The 15155-nt window shown below is 67.5% G+C and carries 10 protein-coding genes and 1 pseudogene; 8 read left to right on the plus strand and 3 right to left on the minus strand.

Translation table 11 applies throughout. From position 1 onward, the window contains the following. The first annotated feature begins 138 nt into the window (after positions 1-138). A pseudogene (locus tag KUM49_RS17335) lies at positions 139-839 on the plus strand (adenylate kinase). Between the two features lie 337 nt (positions 840-1176). Here KUM49_RS17335 and KUM49_RS17340 read toward each other — a convergent pair. Then, the gene (locus KUM49_RS17340) at positions 1177-3123 is read right to left on the minus strand and encodes an RICIN domain-containing protein (protein ID WP_217237749.1); all 1947 of its coding nucleotides are present in this window, start codon (positions 3121-3123) and stop codon (positions 1177-1179) included. A gap of 1295 nt (positions 3124-4418) precedes the next feature. On the opposite strand from KUM49_RS17340, the gene KUM49_RS17345 reads away from it, so the two are divergent. Then, the gene (locus KUM49_RS17345) at positions 4419-4814 is read left to right on the plus strand and encodes a nuclear transport factor 2 family protein (RefSeq protein WP_217237750.1); all 396 of its coding nucleotides are present in this window, start codon (positions 4419-4421) and stop codon (positions 4812-4814) included. Positions 4815-5025: 211 nt separating this feature from the next. Here KUM49_RS17345 and KUM49_RS17350 read toward each other — a convergent pair whose 3' ends face one another. Together KUM49_RS17350 and KUM49_RS17355 are read right to left on the minus strand one after the other, a co-directional pair. Beyond that, complete coding sequence (locus KUM49_RS17350) at positions 5026-8184, minus strand: DUF1349 domain-containing protein (RefSeq protein WP_217237751.1); 3159 nt, start codon at positions 8182-8184, stop codon at positions 5026-5028. 216 nt (positions 8185-8400) lie between these two features. Further along, a complete protein-coding gene (locus KUM49_RS17355) occupies positions 8401-9168 on the minus strand; it encodes a FadR/GntR family transcriptional regulator (RefSeq protein WP_217237752.1) in 768 nt (255 codons plus the stop codon). A 128-nt stretch (positions 9169-9296) separates the two neighbouring features. On the opposite strand from KUM49_RS17355, the gene KUM49_RS17360 reads away from it, so the two are divergent. The 6 genes from KUM49_RS17360 to KUM49_RS17385 all read left to right on the plus strand — a co-directional run bounded on the left by KUM49_RS17360 (position 9297) and on the right by KUM49_RS17385 (position 15150). Next, positions 9297-10412: an enolase C-terminal domain-like protein gene (locus KUM49_RS17360; RefSeq protein ID WP_217237753.1), complete on the plus strand. Its 1116-nt coding sequence runs from the start codon at positions 9297-9299 to the stop codon at positions 10410-10412. Between the two features lie 94 nt (positions 10413-10506). Continuing rightward, positions 10507-11871, plus strand: coding sequence for an ABC transporter substrate-binding protein (locus tag KUM49_RS17365; protein ID WP_217237754.1), 1365 nt, complete (start codon positions 10507-10509; stop codon positions 11869-11871). A 12-nt stretch (positions 11872-11883) separates the two neighbouring features. Next, positions 11884-12804 (plus strand): carbohydrate ABC transporter permease, encoded by a 921-nt coding sequence (locus KUM49_RS17370; protein WP_217237755.1) that lies wholly within the window; start codon positions 11884-11886, stop codon positions 12802-12804. A gap of 77 nt (positions 12805-12881) precedes the next feature. Continuing rightward, positions 12882-13766, plus strand: coding sequence for a carbohydrate ABC transporter permease (locus KUM49_RS17375; protein ID WP_217237756.1), 885 nt, complete (start codon positions 12882-12884; stop codon positions 13764-13766). A 164-nt stretch (positions 13767-13930) separates the two neighbouring features. Then, a complete protein-coding gene (locus KUM49_RS17380) occupies positions 13931-14302 on the plus strand; it encodes an L-rhamnose mutarotase (RefSeq protein ID WP_217237757.1) in 372 nt (123 codons plus the stop codon). Beyond that, the gene (locus KUM49_RS17385; RefSeq protein ID WP_217237758.1) at positions 14299-15150 is read left to right on the plus strand and encodes a fumarylacetoacetate hydrolase family protein; all 852 of its coding nucleotides are present in this window, start codon (positions 14299-14301) and stop codon (positions 15148-15150) included. The genes KUM49_RS17380 and KUM49_RS17385 overlap by 4 nt, the downstream gene beginning before the upstream one ends. The last annotated feature ends 5 nt before the right edge of the window (positions 15151-15155 follow it).

The raw sequence follows: 15155 nt of genomic DNA on the forward strand, positions 1-15155 counted from the left end.
GCCCCGATCTTCGACCTCGTCGACTACGGCGTCGTCGGCGACCTCTTCGACGTCGTCCCCCAGCTCACCGAGGAGATCACGACCCGCAAGGGCTGATCACGGCCAACTGCCGCACGACCATGAAGGAGTTCTCCGCTGATGCGCATCGTGCTGGTCGGGCTGCCCGGCGCAGGGAAGGGTACGCAAGCCGCGTACCTGGCCAAGAACCTTTCCGTTCCGCACGTCTCCACGGGAGACCTGTTCCGGGTGAACATTCGTCAAGGCACGGAGCTGGGCAAGCAGGCGCAGGAGTACATGCGAGCTGGGCAGTTGGTACCGGACGAGATCACGATCGGCATGGCGAGGTCCCGGATGAAGCAGCCGGACGCCGTCGACGGCTTCCTGCTGGACGGCTTTCCACGCAGTGTGTTCCAGGCCGAAGCGCTCGACCAACTGCTGAAGGACGACGGCACTCGCTCGAGGTGGTCCTGGATCTGGTACTGCCGCACGAGGAGGCCGTCACGCGCATTGCCGGCCGGCGGGTCTGCCGGGACGACAGCAGCCACCTCTTCCACGTGACGCACCACGCGCCGCAGGAGCCCGGGCTGTGCGACGTGTGCGACGTGTGCGGCGGCGGCCTGCACCAGCGACAGGACGACACCGAGGCAACGGTTCGCAAGCGGCTTGAGGTGTTCGACCGTGTTTCCTCGCCGATCACCGAGTACTACCGACTGCGGAATCTCGTGGTCGGGATCTCCGCGCTGGGTTCGGTGGCGGAGGTCACGGAGCGCTCGATGGTGGCTCTGCGTGAGCGTGGTCTGGGAGCGCACAGGGAAGACACACGTGACTGTTATCGGTGAGCTCGGCATCTCACTGGTGAACGTATGGCATATCCGGGAGCGGGTGGTGAAAGATCCGGATCGACCGACCCCGCCGCACTTTCGACGTGTGCGAATTCCCCGGAGGAGTCGGTCGAACGAACATCAGGTCACGCGGAAGGCGCTCCGGTAAGCACCTCCACCCGGCCGGAGTCGAGCGAGTGTTAGGCGCTGACCACCGCAAGAGAGCCCTTCCTCACGAGCGGGCCGAGATATCTGTTGAAGTACCAGGCGCCCAAAGCCCGTCGAGCACGATCGCCTTGTGGCCGTTCGCGTTCAGCAGGGCAGGCCGTGGCGGGGGAGAGGGGCGGAGGGCAGGTCAGGACGGGATGATCTGCCATTGCTGCCGCGTCTGTGACGCGTACGGCTGCTGTTCGATGTTGGCTCCGTCGGCGGTGCTGCCCTCGTCGACGCCGAGGCAAAGCCCGCTGTAGCGGTTGATGAGGAAGTAGGTTCCGTCACCGGTGGGCGTGACGGCCCAGTGCTGCTGGGGGGCGCCGGCGTCTCCCCAGATGCCGACGTTGCCGCCGTCCGCGCGCGAGAGGCCCGCGACCTCCAGAAGCTTGCCGCTGCCCACACCCTTGATCTTGTAGTAGCCGTCGCCGGTACCGGTGAAGGTCCACTTCTGGTTCGTCTGGTTGAGCCATGGCCACTGATCGACGTTGGTGCCGTTGGCGGTGCGCGCGCCCTCCACGTCGGCGACCTTGCCACTGTGCCGGGCGACCAGCCGGTAGACGGTACCGTCGCCGGGCAGCGTGGTGGACACCAGCGCCGGCCTGACCGACCGGCCGCCGATCCTGACGCCGCTGATGTTGGCGTAGCCGCCGGTGGCCGCGTCGACCCGAATCCGTACGAAGCCCACGTTCCGGTTGGGCCACTCGACCAGCTTGGTCTTACGGTTGCCGGCCCAGGTGCCGGTGGCGACCTGAGCGAAGGTGACACCGTCGGTGCTGGTCAGGATGGTGTACGAGGTGATGTCGCCGTCGGTGGAGTCGTCGCGGTTCCACTGCTTGGGCAGGTACTCCAGGGTGGAGACGTTGCTCCACACGCCGCCCAGGTCGATGGTGATGGTCTGCGGTAGTGACAGGCCCCAGGTCGACCAGCAGGTCTCGTAGCGGACGTCGCTGAGTCCGTCGATGGCGTGGAGCGGTCCCTCGCCGGTGTGGAAACCGGTGGCGTACGCGCTGACCGGTGTGACGGGGTGCTCGGCGCGCAGCAGTTGGGCGGGCAGCGGCGGCCGAGAGGTGTTCGGGCTCCAGGCCGCGCCGACCTCGGTGAGCCGGTTGACGACGTTGGTGTCCAGCAGGCCGTTGCGGTTGGGCGGGCAGTTGAGGATGAACGAGGTGTACTTCGGCTCCAGATCGGCCAGGTGCGACAGAATCGCGGCTCTGCTCATCAGGCCCTCGGTCGGGGTGGAGGGGTGCCAGAACCAGCCGTTGCTGATGGTCTGTCCCTGCATGCCGGCGTAGGTGTTGCCCGCCGGCGCCGTGACGCCCAGCGGCTCCTCGAAGAAGATCGCGTCGCTGAGGAAGGGCTCCGACAGCCCGCCGATGTCGATCATGACGCAGTCCGGCTGCAGCTCCTTCACCAGCGAACGGATCCTCTGGTAGGAGACGGCCTGCTGACCCATCTGCCATGCGTAACCATCAGTCATGAACAGGTCGACGGTGCCGTAGTTGGTGAGCAACTCGCGAATCTGGCCGAGCATGAAGGTCATGTGGTCGGGCTTGATGGCATCGGTGATGTCCAGCCCGGTCACCTTGTGCCGGCTCTCCCACGCCTCGACGCCGAAGGTACGGTCCCAGATCGAGTAGTAGAACCCGACCTTCAGCCCCTTCGCCCGGAACGCATCGCAGTACGCCCGCACCACGTCCTGCTTGTAGGAACTGTTCGCGACGTTCTGGGTGCCATAGGCGCTCGGCCACAGGGCGAAACCGTCGTGATGCTTGGTGGTCAGGATGCCGTACCTCATCTTCGCGGCGACCGCCGCGTCAGCCCACTGCGCGCAGTTGACGCTCGGGGGAGCGAAAAGGGTGGGGCTCTGGTGGGGTTCGGCCCACTCCTGGTTCGTGAACGTGCCCAGGCTGAAGTGGTTGAACATGCCGAACCGCATGTCGACCATCTTGCCCAGGTTGGTCTGCGCGTCCGCGGCGGCCGCCTGCGACAGGAGGCCGGAGAAGCCGGGGATGATCGGCAGGGCGGTCGCGGTGGTCGCCGCACCCGCCGCGGCGAGAAGCGTACGGCGAGTCATTCTGCGTGAGGACATGGCCCACTCCTGTGGATCGATGGCATTGACTGCGGTGACGACATCCCAGACGGCAGTCGACGGCCTGGGCGCCGGGGCATGCACGGTGGTCAGAGTTGCTGTGAAACGGTGCTCCGCAGGAACCTGCCGGCCGGGCGGGTGCCTGGCGGAAGCCGCATGGCCGGGTTCGGTCACCGTCGGCGGTGCCGGTGAAACCGGGATGCGCGGTCACGGTGACGGAGCGGCCTGGGCGGACCATCCGGCGATGTGTCGGGAGCGCACTCAGGGAGGCGGTCGGTAGGAGCATGACGGCGCGCAGGGCATCAGGAGCTCCTGCACGGATAAAGGGCACGGATGGAGAGCGAAGCCCGCCCTCGGCGGACCGCCATGCCGGCGGGCATCCCCTCTACGGCTGATCGGCTCTGACAACGTGCCTTCCTAACTCTTCGCGTGACAACGCACCGTGCTGCGGCTCGACAAACCGGGCTGAACGGAGTGGCTAGTCACCTCAGACGGGGAGCAGGGGGGGAGACCACCCGCATGGTGTGTTTCGCCGGAGTGACATCGGATCTATTAACAAGCTTAAGGGCTGAGTCTGTCTAGAGGATCGACAGAAACCTCTTGCTCATGGCCTGTGACCCACTCAATCCTCTGGACCAAGCAACCGGGACACAGTGTGCGAAGGAGTCAATAGATCGGATGAATGGAGGGGGTGAGGCCGTTATGGACGCACCTCGGGATGCGGTAGTCGCCCGCACCGGGCAGCGGCGGACCGGACCCGGGCAGGGTGATGACGCGTCCCCGCGGAGGTCTGCTCCTGAGCCACGAACTGGCGGCGCGCCGGGCCCGGTCGGGGGTGCTGCAAATCCCTGTCACCCGGCGCTTGTTGTCGTCCACGTCTTCGCGCGGGCAGGTGGTCATGGCCTGAGCGCCTTCCGGCCGGTGCTCGCGTCGGCCTGGGCACTGCCGGCGAGTACTCCAGGCCGTCGGAGTCGATGTGTCGTGCGTCACACCACCCCATTGGTTACGTTGAGGTGACTGGTTACCGATGGTGAGTATGGAGCTGCAGCAGGAGCTCGCAGGTCGCGGCACATGTCTACTTCAACGGTGTCGACCTGCTGCGGATCGAGGGCGCGCGCATCCCAGGGTCACGCTCTTCTCGGCGGGCAGGCCGGTCGAGGACGAACCGAGGAGCAGGTCTGCCGAAACCTGACCGCGCGTCGTTGATCCATCCCGAGTCGCGCACGTCGCGCCTCGCACCCCACCCGTAACGGTAGTTGTACCGCCTCCATGTCAGAGGCCTAAGGAGTGTTGTCATGACCAGCAAGAACGTCGACATCGCGCGTGAGTACTTCCAGGCCGTCCAGAAGGGTGACCTCGCCAAGGTGGGCGAGCTTCTGGACGAGGAGATCGTCTGGCATCAGCCGGGCGCCAACCAGTTTTCCGGTGAGCGCAAGGGGCGCGACGCCGTCTTCGCGATGCTCGGCGGGATGATGGAGGCGAGCCGGGGCTCATTCGCCATCGACGCCATCCACGCCCTCATGGGCAACGGCGACATGGTGGCCGCCTCGATCCACTTCGCCGGGCGGCGCGAGGACGCGTCCATGAGCATGGACGGCGTGGATGTTCTGCGCGTCAAGGACGGCAAGATCGTCGAGATGTGGCTGTTCTCCGGCGACCAGGTGGCCGAGGACGCCTTCTGGGGGAAGTAGGTAGCCCGCGTCCTTCCGAGGCGAAAGCCGTCCGGCGAACTCCGGGCGCGCGGGCCGTGGCGGGCCGCTCGGCGTCGGCGCATCCGCTGTCGGCGATCAGGATCCGCCCTGTTTGAACAGGCCGACTCGCCCGGCCGCTGCGGTGGGCCACGCGCGCACCGCAGCGGCCCACGCGGAGCACGTTTCGGGGCTCGTGACCCGGACCGCTTCGTCAGCTGACGGAGAACTGGCTGAAGGTCGCGGTGCCGATACTTCCGGCGTGGGCCGTGGAGAACATGCCCGCGTCCAGGGTGCTGTTCGCCCCGGTCAGTGTCGCGGTTCCGACAGTGGTCCAGGTGGTGCCGTCGGCGGAGTAGGAGCCGGTGACCGACGTGCCGCTCCTGACCAGGCGGAGCCAGACCGGGGCGACGGTGGCGCTTCCGGTCTTGATGGTGTTGGTGTCGAGGTAGCCGTCACCGTTGGAGTCCGACGACAGGGCTATTCCGTTGCCGGGGGTGGTGGCGAGGACGAGGTACCCGGTGGACGAGCCGGCGGAGGCGATGTTGTTTCGCAGCATGAGGCCGGCTTTGGCCCAGCTGTTGGTCTTGTCCTGACTGGCGACGCGGACGGTGACGGTCGAGGACGTTCCGGCGGCCCCCGTCTGGTAGGCGGCGGCGTACTCGTCGTCGTATGCCGTGCCGGAGCGCCATACGTCGATGCCCGCGCTGGTCAGGGAGGTCACTCCGCCGCTTTGGCTGACGGCGGCCGGAATCGAACCGTATGCCTTGTAGGGAGAGGTGACGATGCGCAGGTTGCTGAAGGTCGCGCTGCCGGCGGTGGTGCTGTGGGCCGTGTGGATGACACCGGCGTCCTGGGTGGCGGCCATGGACGGCAGGGTCACCGTCGAGCCGACCTGGGTGAAGGTGGATCCGTCGGTGGAGTAGTGGGCGGACACCTGGGTGGCGGTGCGGGTGAGCCGCAACCAGACCGGTGCCTTGACGGTGGCAGCGGTGTTGGTGAGCTGGTCGAGGTAGCCGTCGGCGTTGGAGTCCCGCTGGAAGCTGACTCCGTTGTTCGGGGTCACCACCACAGCCGCGTATCCGGCGGAGGAGCCGTCGTTCGTGAGGTCGTTGCGCAGGACGACGCCGGCCTTGGCCCAGCCGTTGGTGTTGTCCAGGTTGTCGACCCGGGCGGTCACTGACGTGCCATCGACAGCTGCCCCGTTTCGGAAGACGGTGCCGTACTCGTCGTCGTGCTGTCCGCCGGCACCCCAGATGTCCTTGCCCGCGTCGGTGATCGTGAAGTGGCCGCCGCTCTGGCCGGTGTTGGCGGGGGTGGAGGAGTAGGCGCTGTAGGGGGAGCTGACGGGGTCGGTGGTCAGCGGACGGTACAGGGGCTGGATACCGGCGTTGTTCATGACCGTCTTGGCGGCTGACGGCCAGTTGCCGTTGCTGACGACGACGGTGCCGCTCACCACGTTACCGCGGCCGTCGGTGTTGGTGATGATCGAGGAACTGTTGCTCGTCCAGTTGTCGGTCAGGGTCAGGGCGCCGGTGTTGTTGACCGAGGTGCTGTTCTGCTGGGCCCAGCGGCCGGTGTTGCGGAAGACGTTGTTGGTGTCCGTGAAGTTCCGGGAGCCCTCGTCGTGGTAGAAGCCGAACCAACCGTTGTTGCTGTGGCAGTAGTTGCGTTCGAAGGTGCTGCCCGGTGACGCCGACAGGGTGTACATGCAGCCGCCGTCGGTCATCTGCTGCATGAGGTCGTGGATGTAGTTGTCGGTGACGTCGTTGTTCGCGGCGGTGGTCGCGGTGGTGTAGGTGGGCTGGTAGCTGTACAGGCCCCGGTTGACGTAGTCCTGGCTGCCGCCTATGTCGTTGACGCCCCAGCCGTAGCCGATGGTGATGCCGGAGTAGGGCAGGTTGTACACCTCGTTGTGCGAGACGGTCGCGCCGTTCACGTAGGTGACGAGGATGGCCGACATGTCGCGGTACTCCAACGCCACGTCGTGGATGAGGTTGTTGCTGAGTGTGATGTTCTGGTTGGTCATCCGGCTGTCACTGGGGTGGTGCGCGTTTGCCTGGATGCCGCCGACGACGATGCCGCCGCCCGCGTCCTGGGTGAAGACGTTGCCGGTCGCGGTGATGGTGTCGGCGCCGAGCCCCACGCCGGTGGTGTGGGCGCCCGCGTCGTTGCCGATGCCGAGGCCGCTCTGTCCGAGCTGGGTGAACTGGTTGCCGGTGAACGTGATGTGGTCGGCGGCCGAGACCTGGACGGCGGAGGGCATCTGGTCCCAGTGGGGGCGGGTTGCTTCGAAGAGCGGGCAGCCGCTCTGGCACGAGGTCAGCGCGTCCGACGGGCGGTCCCAGGTACCGGAGATGTACGCGCCGGTCTGCTGGCTGGCGTAGCCGTGGGCGGTGGGGTTCAGCCAGCTGGTGCCCGAGAACTGCAGCCCTGAGAAGGCGATGTGGGTGGCGGGGGAGGAGTACGTGCCTCCGACGCCGATGAGCGACTCCAGCTTCGGCACCTCGACGTCGGCCTCACTCATGTCCTGCCCGGTGAGCGGCTTGTAGTACAGGGTGCCGGTAGCGGTGTCGAGGTACCACTCGCCGGCCGTGTCAAGGAACTCGTAGGCGTTCTCGATGTAGAGGGGGCCGTCGTGGAAGGGGCTCGTCAGGGTGTCGTAGCCGAACGTGTTGTTGTCCCACGAGGGCTGGGCCATGGTGATGGTGCCGCTGCTGATGTTGGTCACCGGGGCATAGCGGTCGGTGAAGGATCCGATGCCGTGGATCTCGGTCCGGCCGGGGTGCGCGAGGCTGTTGAGGTAGCTCAGCGAGCTGTTGGTGAAGGTGTAGCCGTTGGTGGTCGCGGTCAGGTGGGAGCGGGTGACGTCGGCGCGGGCCCTGGTGGCCAGGACGCCGTCGACGGACAGATGGCGGGTGTCGAAGCCGGTGCCGACGTTGCTCTTCCAGATGTTCTTGGCCGAGTCCTGCACGATCCAGCCGGTGGCCTTCTGCGCTCCGGTGATGACGGGATGGGCGCCCAGGGCGGCCTTCCAGTTCACCGTGTGGCCGCCTGTGCCGGAGTCCGCCGAGGTGAAGGCGAGGGGCGAGGAGAGCCGGTAGGTGCCGTCGGCGAGCTCGACCGTGATGTCACCTGTCATGGCGTCGTTGCTCGCCCGCACCTGGGTCTTGGCCTGGGTGAGGGAGCACGGCTGGCTCGTGGAGCAGGCGGTGCCGGAGCCGTTCGGTGCGGCGTAGAGCGTCGTGCCGGCGGCGAAGGCGGGGCCGGCCTGGGTGAGGACTGCCGCGGACGAGGCAGTGAGGACGGCGGCTGTGGCCAGCCATGACCTGAGACGGTCAGGAAGCGCGGGACGTATGCGGGTGGGTCGCATGTGACACCTTCCGGGAGGTTCAGGGGGCCCGGTGCTCTTGGTGGCGGAGAGCCCAGCGGCAAGAGGGGGAAGGGGTAATAGCGATGTAACATTAGACGTCATACGAATTTCGTCAATAGTTCGCGCGCGGCCGACTCGGCCGGACCTGGACACCGGACCTGGGCATGCGAACGCCCCCGGCCTGTCTGGCTCGGGGGCGGATCGGTGGGAGTGCTCTCAGGAGGCGGGGGGGCTCACGTTCGGCAAGCGGCGGCGGCTCCACGCGGTCTGGATGTGGGCCGCCATGGCCTGCGCGGCCCCCTCGGAGTCCCGGTCCAGCAGCCGCTCGGCGACCGCGCGGTGCTCCGCGTTGGCCCGCTCGCACGCGGTCGCGTCCGGGGTGCCGTTGTACAGGAACGTCGTGCGCGCCTGGGCGTGGAGGATCCGGATGATGGAACGCCCGAGCCTGTTGTGGGACGCCTGCATGATCCGGTCGTGGAAGGCCACATCGGTCTCGATGAAGCGCGCCGGCAGGACGGTCTCCTCGTCGAGCCGGGCGAGCAGCCGCTCGATGGCGCGCAGGTCGTCGTCGGTGGCCAGCTCCGCGGCCTGGGCCGTCATCTGGGCTTCCAGCGTCGACCGGATGTCGACCAGCTGGTCGAGGACGACGAGCTGGTCGTCATGCTGGACGGTTGCGGCGAGCACGACGGGGTCGAGGAGGTTCCATTCCTCGGGCGGGGTGACGGTGGTGCCGTAGCCCTGCCGGGCGAGGACCAGCCCCTTGGCCTCCAGGGACTTGACCGCCTCGCGGACGGTGATGCGGCTGACGCCGAACGTCTCGCAGAGCTCGGGTTCGACCGGCAGGGTCGAGCCCGGCGGGATGACGCCCGACACGATCGTGTCGGTGAGGCTCTCCATGACGGCCTGGGCCAGTCGGGCCGGACGCTTGGGCCAGGGCTTGAGGACGGGAGGCTCCCCTGCTCTGCCGGCACTGTCCTTGGCCATGTGGGTCCCCCTTGCTGATGCGGATGGCGGCGAGTCTACTGCGTGGGACTTCTTGACAGCATTCGTATGACGACTTACGTTACACGAAAATTTCGCAGCAGTACTTCCCGCCACAAGGGGTGCAAGCCGTGCGCATTGCCGAAGTCGAGTGCCATCCGGTCCGGGTGCCGGGAGCCAGTCCGCCCTTCGTCTGGCGGGACGGACTCCTGGGCAGCCCGTCCGAGGGTGAGGCCGCGGTGCTGCGCATCTGCACGGACGAAGGGGTCGAGGGGGTGGCGATGTCGCCTCGGCGGGGCAGTGGGGTCATCCTGGCGGACCTGCTGGACCGCGTACTGCGCGCGGAGTTGGTGGGGCAGGATCCCCTGCAGCGGGAATGGCTCTGGCACCGCATGTGGGAGCTGGACCGCACGGAGGAACTGCCGCTCTATCTGCTGGGTCTGGTCGACACCGCGCTGTGGGACCTGGCCGGACGACTCGCCGACCGGCCCACCTGGCAGATGCTCGGCGGTTACCGCACCTCGATACCCGCCTACGCCTCCACTGTCACCTACTCCTCGATCGAGGAGTACCTGGACATTGCCGACCAGGCCCTGGAGCTCGGCTACCCGGCCATCAAGCTCCACGCCTGGGGTGACGCCCGCCGCGACGCCCGCCTCTCGGTGGCTTTGCGTGAACATGTGGGGGACGACATCCCGCTGATGTTCGACGGGTCGGCGGGCTTCGACCTCCCCGACGCGATCCATCTCGGGCACGCTCTCTCGGACGCCGACTACCTCTGGTACGAGGAGCCGATGAGGGAGTTCAGTGTCACCGCGTACAAACGTCTCGCCGACGCGGTGGCCGTCCCCCTCCTCGTGGCCGAGACCTCCGACGGGGCGCACATGAACTCGGCGGATTTCATCCAGGCCGGCGCTGCGACCTTCGGAGTCCGCGCCTCCACCCAACTGCGCGGCGGGTTCACCGGCGCGATGCGCACCGCCCACCTCGCCGACGCCTACCGGCTGCGCGCCGAGGTGCACGGGCCGGAGATCCCCAACCGGCACCTGTGCATGGCCATCTCGAACACCACTTACTACGAGTCGCTGGTCATGGGCAATCCCATCAGCCGTGAGAGCGGCATCGACGCCCACGGCCTCGTCCATGCCCCCACCGGTCCGGGCGTCGCCCTCCCGGCGGGCCTGGACTACCCTCCCGTCCTTCAGGCATTTGTCGACAAGGAGACCGTCACCCCGCCCCGGGCCTGATGACCGGAGCCCCAGGCCCGACCGCCTGTCCCGAACACCCCGAACGCGGCGCCTCTCACCGCTGTGCGCCATTTTCCAAGATCTGAGGTCAGTCATGAACGACGACGTTCCGGTTTCCTCCCGCCGCCAGCTCAGACACACGGCCGTCGCTGTCCTGGGCGCCGTCTCCCTGCTCGCGCTCGCCGCCTGCGGCAGCGCGGACCCCACACCCGCGACGACTGCCTCCCCGGGCGCCTTCAAACCCGTCGCGCAGAAGGAAGGCAGCGAGATCACGGTCTGGGCGGACGCCACCCGTGTGCCCGGCGTGCAGGCGTACCAGAAGGCGCACCCGGACGCGAAGATCAAGATCGTCACATACAGCGGGGACGCCAACGGCGCCAACGACCTGCAGACCAAGGTCCAGCTGTTCGACCGGACCGGCAGCGGGTGGCCCGACGTCGCCTTCAGCGCCAATGTCAACGACGCCAGCTGGGCCTCCCAGGGCAAGACCCCCTATGCCGCACCCGTCAACCAGGACGTGATCTCCCAGTCCACGCTGAAGGGCTTCGCGGACGGCGCGCTGAATCCCTGCACCTTCAACGGCGACACCTACTGCCTGCGCAACGACCTGGCCCAGAACGTGCTCTGGTACAACCAGAGGCTCATGGACAAGTTCGGGTACTCCGTCCCGACCACCTGGGAGGAGTACCAGGCACTCGGCAAGAAGGTCGCCAAGGAGCACCCCGGCTACCTGGTCGGAACCGCCGGGGACGCCTGGAGCCCCGAGGTGTACTTCTGGGCGAGCCAGTGCCCTGCCAGCACGGCGACCGGCGCCAAGAAGGTCAAGGTCGACCTGCAGGATTCCAAGTGCACCCGGATGGCCAAGCTGCTCGACAGCCTGATCGCCAAGGGCTCGGTCTCCAAGGACACCGTCTTCAGCGCCGGCTTCATCAAGAACAAGGCGAGCAAGGTCCTCATGCTCCCCGGCCCTTCCTGGTACGGCCAGGTGCTCTTCAACTCCACCTTCAAGATTCCCAAGGGGCAGATCGCCGCCGCCTCACCGCTGAAGTTCGAGGGCGACGCCAAGAACTACACCGGCAACGTCGGCGGTGGTCTGTGGTTCGTCTCCTCCCACAGCAAGAACCTCAAGGCGGCTTCCGACCTGGTGACCTGGATGGCGACCTCCGACGCCTACCAGAGCACCGCGGCCACCTACCCCGCGTACAAGAAGGCCGCGGTCACCTGGCTCGCCAACCAGAAGAAGACCGGCTACTTCGCCGAGGACGTCGGCCCCGTCTTCAAGGAGTCCGCGGAACTGATCTGGCCCGGCTGGTCCGCCACCCGGTACAGCCAGGAAGCGATCTACTCCTCCACCGTGATCCCGGCCCTGAACTCGGGCAAGACCCTCACCGACACCCTGGGCACCTGGCAGACGGCCATCACCGACAAGGCCAAGTCCCTCGGATACACCGTCAACTAGCGAAGCGGACCGATGACCACCCACCTAGCAACGGAGCGGAGCGGCCGCCGCGGCGGCCGCTCGGCCCGCAACCCGGTCGGACGCGCCGGTTACGTCTTCGTCTCCGGCTATGTCCTCCTCCTGCTCGCCTTCGGCGTCCTGCCCACCTGCTACGCGGTGTGGCTGGCGCTGTCCAACTCCCGCAACCAGCTCGTCGGACTCGGCAACTTCACCCGGACGTTCGCCGACTACCGCTTCGGACCGGCCTTCCTCCACATCGGCCTGTACCTGGTGGTGTGGCTGGCCAGTCTGATGATTCTGGTGGTGCTGCTCTCCCTGATGCTGCACGGCCGCATGCGCAGGGCCTCCACCACCTTGCGGTTCCTGTTCTACCTGCCGGGGGCCCTCGCCGGGGTGGCGAGCGTCCTGCTCTTCCTGATCCTCCTCGACCCGGCGGCCAGCCCCGTCGGCTGGCTGCTGCAGAGCTTCGGCTGGAACACCCTCGCCCAGGTCAACGCCCCCGGTCACCTGCCGGTGCTCTTCACCGTCATCGCCTTCTGGACCGGGGCCGGCGGCTGGATCGTGGTCATGTACGGCGCGCTCAACAGCATCCCCGACGAGATCCTGGAGGCCGCCCGCATCGACGGCGCCAACACGCTCCAGATCGCTCTGCGCATCCAGATCCCGATGATCACCAAGTGGATCGCGTACATGCTGATCCTGGCCTTCGCGGCCGGCACCCAGCTCTTCGTCGAGCCGCAACTGGTCTCCCTCGCCAGCTGGGGCATGATCCCCGACAGCTGGTCACCGAACCAGCTCTCCTACCAGTACGCCTTCCAGGCAGGCGACTTCAACGGCGCGGCGGCGCTCTCCGTCGACCTCCTCATCCTGGGCCTCGCCTGCGCGGCGCTCGTCGTCTTCCGTACCGGCCTGTTCGACAGGGACGAAGGATGACCACAGTTTCCACGGCCACAGCCCGTCGAACCCCGCCGCCCCATGCCGCCGGCGCCCGCACCAGTCCGAGGAAGCCCATGCGCCGCAAGCGCCGCCCAAGCTCACTGGCCGCCCGGCTGGCCTGGCTCATCGTCATGGGCGTGTCCCTGCTGTTCTTCTGTGTGCCGGTGGTGTGGCTCCTGCTGGCCCCGACCAAGACCGACAGCCAGATCGTGCGGGACAGCCCGTTCTCCTTCGGCTCTCTCGGCGCGGTCGCCGACACCTGGCACCACCTCTACGCGTTCCAGGACGGCGCCATCCTCACCTGGCTGCTGAACTCGGCGCTCTACACGTTCGGCGCGCTGGCCGTGACCCTGGTGACGTCGATCCCCGCCGGGTACGCGCTGGCTCTCACCCAGTTCATCGGGCGACGGATGCTGCTGACCATCACGATGCTCGTGATGCTCATGCCGACGGCCGCGATGGTGCTGCCCCTGTACCTGGGAATGAACGCCGTGCACCTGGACGGCACGATCTGGTCGGTGATCCTGCCCTTCTCGTTCTTCCCGTTCGGGGTCTACCTCACCTACATCTACTTCTCCTCCAACGTCCCCTCCGACCTGCTGTCCGCCGCGCGGATCGACGGGTGCTCGGAGTGGCAGGTCTTCCGTCTCATCGCGATGCCGCTGGCCAAGCCCGTGATCGCCCTGGTCGGCTTCTTCAACTTCGTCGGCAACTGGAACAACTTCTTCCTGCCGTTCGTGATGCTGCCCGACAGCTCCCAGTATCCGGCGCAGGTGGGGCTGAACAACCTGCTCGCCGCCTCACCGCTGTTCAACACTTCCAGCGGCACGGGAAGCCAGATCATGCGGCCCGAACTGGCGCTGGCCACCCTGGTGACCATCGTCCCCGTTCTGATCGTGTTCCTCTTCTCCCAACGCGCTCTCGTGTCCGGCATGCTCGCCGGCGCGACGAAGGAGTGAGGCGGCAGCGGCACCCTTGGCGCCGCCGCCGTATTCAACCGGCGTTCCCTGACGTCGGCGTCGTGCCAAGCCCCACGCCGTGCGGACGGCCACGCCAGTGGGTCACCAGCAGGCGCATGGCGGGCTGTCCGGCAACGCCGCCCGCACTCACCGGAAGGACCCCGATGAAACGCGTTGCCCAGACGATCCGCCTGCGGCCGGAGCACCGTGACCTGTATCTGCGCCTGCACTCCGAGGTATGGCCGGGCGTCGAGGCCGCGCTGAGGGCTGCGAACATCCGCAACTACAGCATCTTTCTGCGCGAGAACACGCTGTTCGGCTACTTCGAGTACCACGGCGACGACTTCGCGTCCGACATGGCCGCGATCGGCGCCGACGCGGCCACCCAAGCCTGGTGGAAGCTCACCGGCCCCTGCCAGGAGCCCTGGGCCGATACCGGCACCGGGGGCAACTGGTCCGACCTGACCGAGATCTGGCATCTGACCCCTCGGCGACAGCCACCTGACAACCACCCATGGCAAGGAGACGCCCAGTGAAACTTCTACGAGTCGGCGCCCCCGGACAGGAGCGTCCCGCCGTCCGCACCGACGACGGCCGGCTGCTGGACCTGTCGTCCGTGACGCCGGACATCGACGGCGCCTTCCTGGCCTCGGGCGGAGTCGACCGGGCCCGCGTGGCCGTCACGGCGGGGGAACTGCCCGAGCTGGCCCCGGCCGGCCTGCGCGTCGGCGCCCCCGTCACCCGCCCCGGCAAGATCGTCTGCGTCGGTCTGAACTACCGCGATCACGCCGCCGAGACCGGTGCGGCGATCCCCGCGCGTCCGGTGGTCTTCATGAAAGACCCGGGCACGGTCGTCGGCCCGTACGACGAGGTGCTGATCCCCCGCGGCTCAGTGAAGACCGACTGGGAGGTCGAACTCGCGGTCGTCATCGGACGACGGGCCCGCTACCTCGACGGCCCCGGGGCCGCGCGGGCCGTGATCGCGGGGTACGCGATCAGCCACGACGTCTCCGAGCGCGAGTTCCAGCTGGAGTACTCGTCCCAGTGGGACCTGGGCAAGTCCTGCGAGACCTTCAACCCGCTCGGCCCCTGGCTCGTCACCGCCGACGAGATCGGCGACCCGCGGAACCTAGCCCTGCACCTGAGCGTCAACGGTGTGAAACGGCAACAGGGCCATGCCGGCGACATGATCTTCGCGGTCGACCACCTCGTGTCGTACCTGAGCCAGTACATGGTCCTGGAACCGGGCGACGTGATCAACACCGGTACTCCCGCAGGCGTGGCCCTCGGCCTCCCCGCCACCCCCTACCTCCGCCCCGGCGACACCGTCGAGCTCGCCATCGACGGCCTAGGCGCCCAGCGTCAGACCTTCGCCCAAGCGTGAAAGGC

The sequence above is a fragment of the Streptomyces sp. AC555_RSS877 genome (assembly GCF_019049245.1).
Taxonomy (GTDB): domain Bacteria; phylum Actinomycetota; class Actinomycetes; order Streptomycetales; family Streptomycetaceae; genus Streptomyces.